Origin of the sequence: Brevibacillus fulvus (assembly GCF_016908525.1) — a bacterium.
In the GTDB taxonomy this organism is placed as follows: domain Bacteria; phylum Bacillota; class Bacilli; order Brevibacillales; family Brevibacillaceae; genus Brevibacillus_G; species Brevibacillus_G fulvus.
This window is the reverse complement of record NZ_JAFBEB010000001.1, coordinates 662,641-676,071: the sequence shown is the minus strand read 5'-3', so window position 1 is coordinate 676,071 and position 13,431 is coordinate 662,641. Positions and strand designations below refer to the sequence as shown.

Annotated in this window: 13 protein-coding genes; 10 read left to right on the top strand and 3 right to left on the bottom strand. The window is 47.7% G+C overall.

Going from position 1 to position 13,431, the window contains the following annotated elements:
- Positions 1-626: 626 nt before the first annotated feature.
- The 6 genes from JOD01_RS03380 (at position 627) to JOD01_RS03355 (ending at position 6,176) form a co-directional block, all read left to right on the top strand.
- Complete coding sequence (locus JOD01_RS03380; RefSeq protein ID WP_204516787.1) at positions 627-1,976, top strand: DNA sulfur modification protein DndB; 1,350 nt, start codon at positions 627-629, stop codon at positions 1,974-1,976.
- Entirely contained in the window at positions 1,969-2,973 is a 1,005-nt protein-coding gene (locus JOD01_RS03375; protein ID WP_204516786.1) for a site-specific integrase, read from the top strand. The genes JOD01_RS03380 and JOD01_RS03375 overlap by 8 nt, the downstream gene beginning before the upstream one ends.
- A 126-nt stretch (positions 2,974-3,099) precedes the next feature.
- Positions 3,100-4,467: a helix-turn-helix domain-containing protein gene (locus JOD01_RS03370; protein ID WP_204516785.1), complete on the top strand. Its 1,368-nt coding sequence runs from the start codon at positions 3,100-3,102 to the stop codon at positions 4,465-4,467.
- Between the two features lie 15 nt (positions 4,468-4,482).
- Positions 4,483-4,626, top strand: coding sequence for a hypothetical protein (locus JOD01_RS03365; protein WP_204516784.1), 144 nt, complete (start codon positions 4,483-4,485; stop codon positions 4,624-4,626).
- 330 nt (positions 4,627-4,956) lie between these two features.
- Positions 4,957-5,394: a hypothetical protein gene (locus JOD01_RS03360; protein ID WP_204516783.1), complete on the top strand. Its 438-nt coding sequence runs from the start codon at positions 4,957-4,959 to the stop codon at positions 5,392-5,394.
- Between the two features lie 119 nt (positions 5,395-5,513).
- Positions 5,514-6,176, top strand: a complete 663-nt coding sequence (locus JOD01_RS03355; protein ID WP_239565130.1) for a C39 family peptidase — start codon at positions 5,514-5,516, stop codon at positions 6,174-6,176.
- Between the two features lie 21 nt (positions 6,177-6,197).
- Here JOD01_RS03355 and JOD01_RS03350 read toward each other — a convergent pair whose 3' ends face one another.
- The 3 genes from JOD01_RS03350 to JOD01_RS03340 all read right to left on the bottom strand — a co-directional run bounded on the left by JOD01_RS03350 (position 6,198) and on the right by JOD01_RS03340 (position 7,708).
- The gene (locus tag JOD01_RS03350) at positions 6,198-6,551 is read right to left on the bottom strand and encodes a group I truncated hemoglobin (RefSeq protein WP_204516782.1); all 354 of its coding nucleotides are present in this window, start codon (positions 6,549-6,551) and stop codon (positions 6,198-6,200) included.
- Positions 6,552-6,761: 210 nt separating this feature from the next.
- Positions 6,762-7,220 carry a CBO0543 family protein gene (locus tag JOD01_RS03345; protein ID WP_204516781.1) on the bottom strand — a complete coding sequence of 153 codons (459 nt, stop codon included), beginning with the start codon at positions 7,218-7,220 and terminating at the stop codon, positions 6,762-6,764.
- A 281-nt stretch (positions 7,221-7,501) separates the two neighbouring features.
- A complete protein-coding gene (locus JOD01_RS03340) occupies positions 7,502-7,708 on the bottom strand; it encodes a hypothetical protein (protein ID WP_204516780.1) in 207 nt (68 codons plus the stop codon).
- A gap of 72 nt (positions 7,709-7,780) precedes the next feature.
- On the opposite strand from JOD01_RS03340, the gene JOD01_RS03335 reads away from it, so the two are divergent.
- The 4 genes from JOD01_RS03335 (at position 7,781) to JOD01_RS03320 (ending at position 13,431) form a co-directional block, all read left to right on the top strand.
- Entirely contained in the window at positions 7,781-9,271 is a 1,491-nt protein-coding gene (locus tag JOD01_RS03335; protein ID WP_204516779.1) for a helix-turn-helix domain-containing protein, read from the top strand.
- Positions 9,272-9,440: 169 nt separating this feature from the next.
- Positions 9,441-11,108 carry a urocanate hydratase gene (hutU, locus tag JOD01_RS03330; RefSeq protein ID WP_204516778.1) on the top strand — a complete coding sequence of 556 codons (1,668 nt, stop codon included), beginning with the start codon at positions 9,441-9,443 and terminating at the stop codon, positions 11,106-11,108.
- Positions 11,109-11,155: 47 nt separating this feature from the next.
- The gene (gene hutI / locus JOD01_RS03325; RefSeq protein ID WP_204516777.1) at positions 11,156-12,433 is read left to right on the top strand and encodes an imidazolonepropionase; all 1,278 of its coding nucleotides are present in this window, start codon (positions 11,156-11,158) and stop codon (positions 12,431-12,433) included.
- Positions 12,430-13,431 (top strand): agmatinase family protein, encoded by a 1,002-nt coding sequence (locus tag JOD01_RS03320; RefSeq protein WP_204516776.1) that lies wholly within the window; start codon positions 12,430-12,432, stop codon positions 13,429-13,431. The genes hutI and JOD01_RS03320 overlap by 4 nt, the downstream gene beginning before the upstream one ends.

Sequence of the window (13,431 nt, the reverse complement as noted above, 5' to 3'; positions counted from 1 at the left end):
CTTTCATATTCCATCACTCTTTCAATTCATTGTTACCGTATAATTCGGCAACACCGTGGGAAAAGCCTGCTTAGGCGGACTTTTTCACCGGACTTTTAGACACGTTCTCAATCGCTCGATTTGTTCTTCCAGATTTACCTTATCTGGGTTCGTCACCATAATCACATCCGTCATGGTTTATTGGGGGTATTTACCAACAAATCTCAATATCTAACAGCGGATTCAGTTCGTGCTGGACGTTTTTTGGGACAATAAGACAGACATTTCACCTAAATAGGAAGATTGCAGGCTAAAGATTCGTTCTGTGAGGACTTCCATTGAAAATGCGCAAGGTGAGTGAGGAATATTTATAAAAATAATATATTATTAAATAAAAATATAACGCATTTTCAACTTCGGAACAACTGTGAAATCAACACTTCAATTATTTTTATATCTGTTTGACCGCAAAACTCATCGACATTTCTTATGAACAAAAGTAAACACGGATCACCGAACAAGAGTGGAATGTGCAAACCAACGCTGGTAATTAAATCTAAAATTGTATTGTAATACATAATAGTCAGATAATATAATAAAAATAATGGAACTGTAACGGGATTCTGCAACAATAAGGAGTCGAGCTCATGCCAAAAGTTGAACGAGCCATACTGGAAACGACAATTGGGGAGCATTTGGCTGCTTTCAAGAAAAACAAAAGGTGGACGAGCAAATTTCGCAAGGAGTTGTCGCGGTATGGAATCAGTACGGCAGATACTCAGGAGATTTTGTCTGGCAAGAAGTCTTTGCAAACGCTTTCCCTGGAAGTTTTATGTATCATGACGACGACATTGTTCGAACTGAGCAACCATACAACCGTTCATCCTGAGGCGCTGTTTACCAAGCAGGAATTGAAAAATTCACGGACCTTTGAACGCCAGAAGGTTGCAAAATTATCCTTTCCATATACATTTCAAAACGTTATCTATGTCAAAGACGGAAATTATACGACAACGATTACAGCGCAAGAAATTAAAAGACTTTGGGAGAGCAATCTGCTTGTCTATAATTTCGAAGTGCAGCGAGAGGCGCGAATCGAGAAAAATAAAGAGGACCAGATTGTTTACAAACCAAAAACTATCCCCAAAAGCGTCAATGAGATTGCGCAACTGTTGCTGTCTGGAGAACTGGAAACAACCATGCTTACCTTTAACGCGCGTGCCAACACAGCGGACAGCGGGGAAGAAGCAGTCTATGACCATCAGCACAAAACGCTGACGATTACAAAAGGAACCCAATTAGACATCCTTGACGGCTACCACCGGATTAGCGGCATCATCCAGGCGCTGAGCACGGATGAATCGATCCATGCCGTGTTCGATTTAAAAATTTTAAATTACAGCACCCGCAGAGCGGTTCAGTATTTTAACCAGATCAACACAACCAATCCCGTTTCGGCATCTCGTCTGCAAGAAACAAATACGGGAAATCTGGCAGCGGTGGCGGCAGAAGAGTTGAAAGACAAGTGCGAATATTTGCTGGGGAAAGTTGCTTCCGGCGACAAATTGTCTGCTGCCGCGGAGCAGTTGGTCAGCGCAAAGGTTTTGATCGAGTCGATTGATGCGCATTTTCGTCCAGCCGATCGTCTGCAGGCCAAAGAGGTTGGCAAATATTTGGCCGAATTTTTCACGGAGCTGTTTGAACAGCACCCGGATGGTTTTATTCGCAACATCAACGAGGTGCGGAAAACTTCGCTTATAAACGCCAATTATATGTTCGATGGGTATATCTGTTTGGCGAAACGGATGCGGGACAAGCAGATACCAGTCGAACAAGCAGGTTCCATTCTCAAGCAAATCAATTTTGAACGAACCAGCGAAATGTGGCGGGAGCTTGGAGTGTTGGATGACAACAAAGCGATTACCGCAAATCCGAAAGGAAAGATACGTCACCTATTTCACACTCTTGATTTATGCGAGGTGAAAGCGAATGTCTAATCTCGTCTTTGAAGATCGATCCATGTACAATCGGGAGCTGAAAGAAAACTTTTTGCGCAGATACCCTGAGCATACGTGGAATGCTTACAAGCGCATTTTTTATTATAGCGAACCGCTCGAGCAGATGTATCAGACCGATCTTTACGAGTTTCATCTGGATCAAATTGGCGAAATTATCCGAACGATGGAACCGTCATCCCTTGCGTCGGTTAAGGCAGCCGTTTCCGTAATTAAGTCGTATATTGACTGGGCGATCTCTTATCGTACGAACAATCTCAATCCGCTTGACGTGATCCATGCAGACTGGGAAAAGAAGTTTGTGGATACGTCCAAAAAGTTATATTGGTCATATGAGGAGATTCAGGAGATACTGGACAATTGCTTGAACGCGCAAGATGCGGTGATTATTGCTTTATTGTTTGAAGGGGCCAGCGGCAAAGAAGTTTCTGAATTACGGAATTTGACATACAAAGACATCGATTTTGCCACAAACACCGTCAGATTGGTGAATGAAAAAGCGGCAGAACGAACGATCACCGTTTCCGCGCGATGTCTCCAATTGTTAAAAGAGGCTTGGCAACAAACGGAGTATTTGAAAAGAAACGGACATCTTTCAGCCAATGCGCGAAACATCAAACCGACGAGCGATCTGCTCCAGACAGGATACATCATCAAGCCTGCCAATACGAAGAACGTTCATCTGGCACAGGTCAACGCGCATGTAATCTATTCCCGCCTGTCGATCATCAGCGAGTTGTTTGATTTGCCTCATTTTACGGTGAAAAATATCCAACGCAGCGGCATGATTTATTGGGCCAAAGTCCTGCTCGAACGAGACGGAAAATTGCAACGCAAACAATTACATGAGATTTGCGAGAAATTTGATGTCAGCAAGATCGATAATCACGGTTATATCCAATACAATACATTCGGATTGAAAGATTATATTAACCTTGGAATGATTCATAAATTGTACGGAGAAGGCAGTTCAGAGTAAGCTACTGAACTGCCTGTTTTGGCAAAAACAGACAAATGAGTTCATAATTTATTAAAAATTGACAATTTATGGTTAGTTAGTCTATTATTATTTATAGCAAATAGGTTCAATCAAGGAGTTGAATCTTTGAAGACGAGCAAACTTTTTCATCCGGATGACAATTCAATCGGCCTCTATGATTTCTATAAGAATGAGTTGCGGAAACGGCTCAATTTCACCATTAAAGCGAGACAGATCAAACAATATGAAATGGCAGTTTATCTTGGTTTACCTTCGTCAACGATTTCCAAATTGTTGACGGTGAACAAGCCGCAATTGTTTTCCTTGGCACAATTGGACAAGCTGACAGAGATGCTCGGTTTCGAAGAAGGACATTATTATGATTGGTTTCTATCTGAGTTGCGGAGAAAACCGGTAAAAGGTGAGAGCAGCTATTTTGATTTTCAAAAAACAGAACAATTTTTGCAAAAATGCGTCAAATTGTCGAAGTTTTCTGTTATTAAAGAAGCATTGCGCTTAATCGTGGAAGAGCGTTGGGGGAACCTTGAATTTGTCTACAATTTTACCGAGAAATTGTTCGACTATGCGGAAGCGAAATACAAGCGGCTGGACCCGACGTTTGATTCCGAAGAATACCAGCTTTGCGCCTCTCTGTATCAATTAATCATCGACACCGAGCAGTTTAACCGTTCTGAACGTTTGGCGGTAAGCCATTTCAAGCTTTACTACCTGCGTCGAAATGATGGCAAACAAGTGCATCGGTTATTTGAATTAATGCTTGGTTTTGTGAAGTTTTTGCCGGAAAAATATATCCTGGAAGCTTATGAGCGCATCTGCTCCTACTATTACATTAACGATAACTTTAACGAAGTGATCGAGTACTCGTTGAAATTGGAAGAGCTTGCAAAAGCCATTGATGAAGACAAGTATGGATACAGTTTGTTGATCAGGGGATTGGCGTATAAAGGTTTGGGCAAGTATCAACAATCGTTGCAGATGATTGATAAATACAAAAATATAAAAGGCTTTGAACATCATGCGTACATTAATCAACTAGAAATAAGATTCGCTTTGGGAGATTTAAACGTTCTTACAGAGATGCTGCGATATATTCGGCATGAAGATGAGTACAAGGAAGCCAATTTGTCCGTCATCATTGAGCACTTAATCCGGTTCGATATGATTGATATGGCTTATAACATTATCAACGAATTTAAAGAAAACATTGACGCAAATCAACTGAAAAATTTTCATCGGATTAAGCGAATTATTACCTATAAGAAAGTGGAAGGCTTATGTTATTTACTGAAGGAAGAATATGACCAAGGATTTGATTCACTCCTTTTCGTTATTGAGAAGGCATTGGAGATTGGCGTGAAAAATATTTTTGGCGAGGCAATGGTCATTCTGCATAAGTATAGAAAATATTTACGAGAAAAGCATGAAGCAAAGATCAATGACATTTTTACCAAGATCAGCCTCGGGGACTTATGAGAGGAGGTGATTTCAATGAAAAAAGCTCTTTTGCTTGCTGTTCTACTCATCTCGTTAGTATCGTCAACTGCATTGGCCAGCTCTGGTGATCGTGGTGTAATATCAAATGATACGCCTGATACACCGATTACGATTTTAAGTTCAGGTGACAGAGGTTAATAAGATAAACAATGGATGGGGCTGTCCCAAAAGGTCTAAGTTAGACTGAGGGATGGCCCCATCTTGTGTTGCCGATACGCAAAACGTTGCCATATCTCAATCGGGTATAAAAACGGCATGTCGAATTGTGCGGAAAAGTTTCTGTTAAACTGGCTACTATACAGAATATGGGCAAAATGGTTAAATGAGTGTATCAATAGCTTCATTATCTTGTTTTTTCAGAAACACCTATTATAATATTGAATTTTCCGTATGAAATGGTGTTACGATCCCTCGCCAGAAGTTCGTGAGCAACACATCGACTCACATTAAAACCAAGGGGTGATTTTAATGTTGAATCATGAAATCGCAGTACAATATGGCAAATTAAAAGGGAGTACTCACCATCTGGTTCTCTGCGGTGTTCTGAAAATTCATGCGATCCTTGATCGCAACAAACAACCATTGATCAACAACGAGTCGGTTGCGCTCAAATCACTGCCGCTCAAAACCACCTGTGGACAAGCGATCAGCTTGACCGTAAATCACCTTCATATAGAGTGGACAGAGGCGGAAGAATACAGTTATTGTACCTTGACCCTGTATGTATCGAGAGATTATCACAGTTTCCTGAATGAGCAGGAAGTATTCGTCAAAACACAGTACGACATGAATATCCAGAATCTTTCCATTCCCCGGATTGAAATCCCGCTTCGAACAGGCGAGTCAACCGTTCCTGTAAAAGTGGACGACTTCGATTTTGAGTGGACCATTGCTTACGAGCCGTAGGAGGGGCCGATCATTGCGGCTCGCCGTTGTTGGCAGACGAAGCAGCACATATTCGAACAAGATCGAGAACCGAACGGGGACTTTGGAATGAAGCACGATACGATGGAAACGACAAGGAAATGAGCCGACGATTGTTCATGCCGATCGCGAAAGAAGGGTTGGAAATGAATGCAGTGCCGTATTTTGCACAATGGGAATCTCGAGACATGGTAGCCAAATTTATTTCCGGGGAGGCGAACGCTGCCGAAGATCCATTGTGGCAGATGTCCGGGGCGTCCGATCCGCAAGAGTATGCGAACTGGAGTCAACATCTTTGCGGAATGGCCTGTTTGAAAATGCTGCTTGCCCACTGGCAAAACAAAATCGTTCCGACGTTTGAACTGATGAGAGACTGCCGTGATTACGGCGGTTATGTCGTTGCGGCCGACGGGATGATCAAAGGATTGATTTATCGTCCGTTTGTTACCTTTATCGCTGAAAAGTTTGCTCTGTCAGCCGAGGTAAAGGAGCATACGCCGCTCGCGGAGATATGTGAGTTGCTCGGCAAAGGATACGTTTTTTTCGCCTCCGTTCACCCGTCTATTCGCACGCCGGAAGTGACTCCGCCAAGACAGGGGGGACATCTGGTGTATGTGTTCGGATGGGAGGAGCATCGGCAAGAGCTGTTGTTTCACAACCCGTCCGGCCATACTATGGCGAGCCAGGAGAACGTTCGGCTCAACCGGGACACCTTTGCACGATTCTATGCCAATCGCGGCATATTGATCAAACCCGTGGAATAAACGACCACGGGCCATTCACTTCTATTTGTACTGAATATCGTCTCGTAATGTTTCAACTTTGGCGATTGCCTGTTCGATATCTGCCGCTTCCACGCCAAAATGGGCAAGTGCCGTCCGTAGATGTTTGAGGATCGCATCGAAATGGACGGGCTGCAAGTTCATCCCTTCGTGGACTTTGGCCATTGCCTGACCGGTGTATTGATTCGGCCCGCCAAGCGCATAGCTGATAAATTTTGTTTGATGCCGACGTTGCTTCTCCATATCCGTATGTTCAAAAAAGTGGTTGACGGTTTCGTCGGCGAGCACAAGATCGTAAAAGGAATCCACGACTTTGGCAATAGTCCCTTCGCCGCCGTATTTTTCGTAAATGGTCATCTTGGTATTTTTTCTTCCTCCTTGGTGGATCAAAATTTATTTTAGCTATTCCCCGTCAAGAAAAAATTATTAACAACGGGTGGGACAGTCATCGTTCACGATGATCATATGGCAACGAAAAAACGATTGGGATACAAGCGATTAGCGGGGAGCGCAAAGGCCGGCGGAATGGTTGATCCGCGAACGGATGGCATACTGGCAAAGGATAGCCTATGAACGCGTATGGAAAAACTTGCGGATCAACCGGCAATGGAGGAGCAAAACCAGCAGGAGGACCGGATACGCCAATAATGAATAGAATAACGTCCAGCCATTGTGATAAAAGAAGCCATATTTTTGGGTATAGACCCATTCAAGTGCCGTGGAAAGCACGGACATCAGCAAGATGTAGAGCACCTTCGTCCATCGTTTTGCCTGAGCGGGATACAAATTGAGATAAATGATGTTGAATGCGGGATATAATCCGAAGAAGATCAGCAACGTACGATAATCAGGTCCGGGACTAAAGTAGCCGTATAATTGATGTCTTAAGTTCAGGTACACATCAACTTCGCAAGCCAGGTAAACCGCAAACAAAGAAGTGACATACATTTCCAGACGAGTGAGCTGTTTCGGAATATAATAGGCGATCAAGTTCAATATGATGATACTAACGAGTAATATGTACATATTGTTCTTCCTTTACAACGATTTGCAACCAGACAGTACGAACGGCTGATCCGAATAGGCCTTTCTGTTGATTGTTTTCCTTACTATTCCACCGAAAAGCATCCCTTATGACAGTGGTCAGCGGGACTGGCGGTACGATCGGTCGGCGTTTGGGAAAGAGCGGAAGCTTCATTTCACCGGAAAGCGCGGCGGTTTTTGCTCCTGGCCTTTCTCCCAGACGATCATGAGCGAACCAAAAAACAAGAGCAGAAACAGGCCGACGATCACAATCCAAACTTGCATCATTTCCAGATCCCTCCTTTGGCATGTAAATAAATACGAATCAGTTGGAAAGTGGTTACACACAATTTTGCCCCGTTTGGTAATAGGAAAAAGCTACCATTAAAAATGTCTTTTGTGATATGATTTGGATGGAAGGTCACAGAGATCCCTTCCTGTGCTGCTACTTGCGGTGCTCTTTTGTTTAAAAAGTGCACCGCTTTTTTCATTGCGCCACTCTAGCGGCATAGCTGAGGGAATGATTTGAAAGATGTTATGCGGGGAAACAGGGAGGTGAACAAGTGGCTACTTTGTTGATTGCAGACAGAGATCCTTATGAACGGACCGGATTGAACTGGCTGATACACTCTTACGGATTACCATTTGACCGCGTTTTGCTGGCGGAGTCGGCCATGGCGCTGATCGAGCATATCGAAACCAGTCAGCCGGAGATTATCTGTATGGAATTGGATATGGTTCCCAAAGAGTTATGGGAACGGACAAAAGCTGTGCTGCGGCAGTATCGACCGGTTGTCCTGGTGATGACGGCGGAAGCGACGTTTGAACGCGCGTTGCAAGGCATTGAGCTGCATGCCTGGGATTTGTGGGTTAAGCCGCTTTCGCCGGACCAAATCCGTCGCGTCCTCTCGAGATTGAGCAGACGAGCCCAGGAGGCGAAAGCAAACCCGGCCGTCTCCGCAGCCGGGGAAGCACGGCAAGCGGGGATCACTTATCGGAGTCTGTTTTTGCCAGGTGAATCGGCCGGGCGGGATTTGGAGCTTATGCTGCTGCAATTGGAAAATACGGCGAAGCATCCCTTGCTGCTCTCCTTCCTGGAGGAATATCCATTTCGGCAGATGCCGGTGCTGTTGCCGCTGAGTGATTTAATTGTTTGTATTTTTCCGCAAATGAAGGAGAATTCGCTGGTCGATTTGACGCTGGCAGGCAAAAGGCTGCTGGCAGATTGGGAGAGCGCCAGTGCTGAACCGCTCTCGTTGATTATCTACACCTCCACCGACCAGGAGCTCACCTTGCACCAAAAATATTTGTATGCGAAGCAAGCATTGGAAATCCGCTTTTTCCGGGGGTATCGGCAAATATCCGTTGTGGAGGACCGAATGGATTGGCTGATGATCGATCCGTTTTTGACCCCGGCGGAACAGCGCACCTGGATCGGCATGCTGAACGACGCGGACAAGCAAAAGATCAAGGGGTGGATGTACCAGGAATTTCTCAATCGGGGGGAGCCATATCCGGAGCCAGGGCTGTTGCGGATTCGTCTTACCAGCATCTTGGCGCAGATTCGCCGGTATATGCTGTCTTTTTGCATGGGAGATTTGCGATTGGAAGAGAAATACCATCGCGTATTTGAAACAATCCTGTATACGCCGATCCTTTACCGGATTGTCCAGGAGTTGTTGCTGTTTGTGTTTGAAGTGTTGGAAGTAGCCAACAGCAAGCAGGAACATGTACGGACGGATGTGGTCGAGCAGGCGATCCGCTACATGGAAGAACACTTTCATGAACCGGATTTGCGGTTGGAGGACGTAGCGGCACATGTAGACAGAAGCCCTGCCTATTTCAGCGCTTTGCTCAGCAAAAAAATGGGCACATCCTTTCGACAATTGTTGACATCCATGCGAATCAAGGAAGCGGAGCGACTGCTGATGACCGGCAAATTGACCGTCCAGGAAGTGGCGGAGCGGGCCGGCTTTGGCAACAGCAACTATTTCAGCAAAGTTTTTAAAGAAAAAACGGGAACAACCCCACGTTCATTACGGAATCGTAAATAATGTGAAAAATCGTAAAAAAAGAGAGAAATAAAGTGAAAGCGCTTGCCTTCTGCTCCCCGCTATCATAAATAACAACTGATATTCAAAAGCGAACCATCTGTTTTCGCTTTTTTTCCTTTTTTATACTACCTGTAGGGTTCAAAATTAACGAGGAAGCAGGTGATTCGCTTTGAGCAGACAAACCATTGCCAAATTGATTGAACAATACTCCGGAACGACCTTGCATACGAAAGGCTGGATTCAAGAGGCGGCGCTTCGCATGCTTTTAAACAACCTGAATCCTGACGTGGCGGAAAAACCCGATGAATTGGTTGTTTACGGGGGAATCGGCAAAGCGGCCCGCAATTGGGATGCTTTCCACGCAATTATCGAAACATTGCAAAAACTGGAGGGCGATGAGACTTTGCTGGTACAGTCCGGCAAACCGGTGGCTGTATTCAAAACCCACGCAGATGCACCGCGCGTATTGCTGGCCAACTCCAATCTGGTGCCAGCGTGGGCGACTTGGGATCATTTCCATGAGTTGGACAAAAAAGGTCTGATGATGTATGGACAAATGACGGCAGGAAGCTGGATATACATCGGCAGCCAGGGGATCGTGCAAGGAACGTATGAAACGTTTGCCGAGTGTGCTCGCCAGCATTTTGGCGGCACGTTGGCGGGAACGATCACACTGACCGCCGGACTTGGCGGCATGGGCGGCGCCCAACCGTTGGCAGTCTCCTTAAATGGCGGTGTCAGCATTTCGATCGAAGTGGACCGATCGCGGATTCAGCGTCGGCTTGATACGCGCTACCTTGATGTGATGACAGATAGCCTGGATGAAGCGATTCAAATGGCACAGGCAGCAAAGGCTGAGCGAAAAGCGGTCTCGATCGGTTTGCTGGGCAATGCGCCGGAAGTATTAAATGAAATGCTGCAGCGCGGTTTTATCCCTGATGTACTGACCGACCAAACGTCGTCACACGATCCGCTCAATGGCTATATTCCGTTGGGGATGTCGCTTGCGGAAGCAGCCGAACTGCGCAAACGGGACCCGAAAGCTTATGTAACCAAATCCAAGGAAAGCATTGCCGAGCACGTTCGGGCGATGCTGAAAATGCAGCAAAAAGGCGCGGTGACGTTTGACTACGGCAACAACATACGTCAAGTAGCCAAGGATATGGGTGTCGAAAACGCCTTCGACTTTCCGGGATTCGTTCCTGCGTTTATCCGTCCGCTGTTTTGCGAGGGCAAAGGTCCATTCCGCTGGGCGGCACTCTCCGGTAACCCGGAGGACATTTACAAAACCGACGAAGTGATCTTGCGCGAGTTCAGCGACAATCCTCATCTGTGCAACTGGATCAAGATGGCGCAACAACGTATCCAATTTCAAGGCTTGCCGGCGCGTATTTGCTGGCTCGGTTACGGGGAACGTGCCCGTTTTGGCAAGTTGATCAACGACATGGTGGCCAGCGGTGAATTGAGCGCGCCGATCGTGATCGGGCGGGATCATCTCGATTCGGGTTCTGTGGCATCGCCCAACCGGGAAACCGAAGCGATGCTTGATGGCAGCGATGCCGTTGCCGACTGGCCAATCCTGAATGCACTGGTTAATGCGGTGGGCGGAGCCAGTTGGGTATCGGTGCATCACGGCGGCGGAGTCGGTATGGGCTATTCCTTACATGCCGGCATGGTGATCGTGGCCGATGGCACAAAAGAAGCGGAAAAACGATTGGAACGCGTCCTGACAACCGACCCCGGCATGGGTGTCGTTCGTCATGCGGACGCCGGCTATGAATTGGCGAAAACAACCGCGAGAGAAAAAGGGATTCACATCCCGATGCTGAAGGAGTAGGCCCCGGCCTGCTCCGCCTCGCAATTTTGCAAAGAGAGGAGTCGCCTATGAAGAACAGACCGATATGGATTCGGCATGCCAGCCAAATGGTGACCTTGGCAGGGAGTTCGGCTGCGCCGCTGGCAGGCAAACGGATGAGCGAACTGGGCTTGCTTGAAAACGGCAGTCTCTGGCTGGAAGATGGCTTGATTCAAATGGTGGGGACAACCGATGAGGTAGCCGCTGTCTACCAAGAGCGGCTGGGCGAGGCCGAAGTCATCGACGCGGCGGGAAAACTGGTGACGCCTGGGCTTGTTGATCCTCATACGCACCTCGTCTATGCCGGCAGTCGTGAGCATGAGTTTGCGATGCGTTTGAACGGGGCGACCTACATGGAAATTATGAACAGCGGCGGCGGCATCCACGCGACTACCCGGGCGACCCGAGAGGCCAGTCACGAGACACTGTTTAAAGAGAGCTTGCAAAGACTCGATCAATTTCTGCTGCATGGGGTGACGACCGTGGAGGCGAAAAGCGGCTACGGGCTGACCCTGGAAGCGGAGCTGAAACAGTTGGAAGTGGCCAAGGCGCTGCATGAACATCATCCGGTTGATCTCATATCGACCTTTATGGGAGCGCATGCGGTTCCGCCGGAATACCGTGAATGCCCGGATGCGTTTGTCGATTATTGCGTCGATGTAATGATTCCTGAAGTAGCCAAGCGGAGACTGGCCGAATTTAATGACGTTTTTTGCGAGCGCGGCGTCTTCACCCCCGCCCAGTCACGCCGGATTTTGCAAGCCGGCATCAAGCACGGTTTGCTGCCGAAAATCCACGCGGACGAGATTGAGCCTTATGAGGGGGCAGAACTGGCGGCGGAGGTTGGCGCTGTGTCTGCCGATCATCTGTTGCGCGCATCGGATACGGGAATTGTCAAAATGGCGGAGGCTGGCGTCATCGCCGTGCTATTGCCGGGGACCGCGTTTTTTCTGATGGCGGCGTCGGCTGATGGCCGGAAAATGATTGATGCCGGTGTACCGGTCGCTCTGTCGACCGATTGCAATCCGGGCTCGTCGCCAACGGTCGCCATGCCGCTGATCATGAACCTCGGATGCCTGAAAATGGGAATGACCCCGGCGGAGGTGCTTGCCGCAGCCACGATCAATGCCGCGCACGCAATTAAACGAGGGCATGAGATCGGCAGTCTGGAAGCCGGCAAAAAAGCGGACATCACGTTGTTTAATGTCCCCAATTACATGGCCTTGCAATACCGATACGGGGTGAACCATGTTCATACGGTGATCAAAGCGGGTGTGAAAGTGGTCGAAGGAGGGGTTCGTCTATGAGTCAATATCCGTATCCGCTGCTAAAGCCGCCCAGCTTTTGCTGGGATCGCAGCGCCGCGTCTGTCGAGCCAAAGGTGAACGAATGGATACAAACGCTTGATCCGCTGTCGGCCGAGCAACCGGACTGGAGCCGATACGATGCCGCGCTGCTCGGTGTGCCGCTGTCCCGTTCGTCCATTTCCGCGTCGGCGGCAAGCGAGAATCCCGATGCACTTCGGCGGGCATGGAAATATTTCACCACCTACAATCTCGACTATGAGGAAGATTTGTCAACGCTCAATGTGGTCGACCTCGGCGATGTCCGGCAACATGTCACCGATATAGCCAAATGTCATGACAACATCCGGCAGGCGATGAAGGCAATGCGAACGTATCATCCCGGGGTATTGCCCATTTCGCTGGGAGGTGATCATTCGATAACCGCCATGCTGGTGAAAGGCTGGAAGGATGTGCATCCGACCGAACGAATTGGCATTTTGCAGCTCGATACGCACTTCGACCTGCGTGACCTGGCAGACAACGGTCCGAGCAATGGCACGCCAATCCGCAATTTGTTGGAGAGCGGCACCGTTCGCGGAGAAGATGTGCATAATATTGGCCTGCACGGCTTCTTTAATGCCCGTTCGCTGAAGCTATACGCTGATCAGGCCGGCGTCCGTTATACAACACTCCGGCAGGCGCGTCGGCAGGGGATCGAGGTTACCATTCAGCAAGCGTTGGATGAATTGGCTCGCAAGGTCGATACGATTTATCTTACGGTTGATATGGATGTGCTCGATATTGCCTATGGGCCGGGCGCTCCTGCTTCCACACCTGGCGGAATGCGGACAGACGAACTGTTTGAAGCGGTCTACACTGCGGGGCGTCACGATAAGGTAAAAGCCATGGATCTCGTGTGTCTTGATCCTTTTAAGGATCGCGGGGAAGCGACGGTCAAGGCCGGCGTGCATGTGCTGCTTTCTTTTTTAACCGGGTTTAAACAACGAGAGAGAAAATAG

What these genes read in the sequence shown, in the direction of transcription:
- JOD01_RS03365 (WP_204516784.1), top strand. Translation starts at nt 4,483, where the DNA reads ATGAAAAAAGCTCTTTTGCTTGCTGTTCTACTCATCTCGTTAGTATCG.
- JOD01_RS03355 (WP_239565130.1), top strand. Translation starts at nt 5,514, where the DNA reads ATGAGCCGACGATTGTTCATGCCGATCGCGAAAGAAGGGTTGGAAATG.
- JOD01_RS03340 (WP_204516780.1), bottom strand. Translation starts at nt 7,708, where the DNA reads ATGAAAAAAGCGGTGCACTTTTTAAACAAAAGAGCACCGCAAGTAGCA.
- JOD01_RS03380 (WP_204516787.1), top strand. Translation starts at nt 627, where the DNA reads ATGCCAAAAGTTGAACGAGCCATACTGGAAACGACAATTGGGGAGCAT.
- JOD01_RS03350 (WP_204516782.1), bottom strand. Translation starts at nt 6,551, where the DNA reads ATGACCATTTACGAAAAATACGGCGGCGAAGGGACTATTGCCAAAGTC.
- JOD01_RS03345 (WP_204516781.1), bottom strand. Translation starts at nt 7,220, where the DNA reads ATGTACATATTACTCGTTAGTATCATCATATTGAACTTGATCGCCTAT.
- hutI (WP_204516777.1), top strand. Translation starts at nt 11,156, where the DNA reads ATGAAGAACAGACCGATATGGATTCGGCATGCCAGCCAAATGGTGACC.
- JOD01_RS03375 (WP_204516786.1), top strand. Translation starts at nt 1,969, where the DNA reads ATGTCTAATCTCGTCTTTGAAGATCGATCCATGTACAATCGGGAGCTG.
- JOD01_RS03360 (WP_204516783.1), top strand. Translation starts at nt 4,957, where the DNA reads ATGTTGAATCATGAAATCGCAGTACAATATGGCAAATTAAAAGGGAGT.
- JOD01_RS03320 (WP_204516776.1), top strand. Translation starts at nt 12,430, where the DNA reads ATGAGTCAATATCCGTATCCGCTGCTAAAGCCGCCCAGCTTTTGCTGG.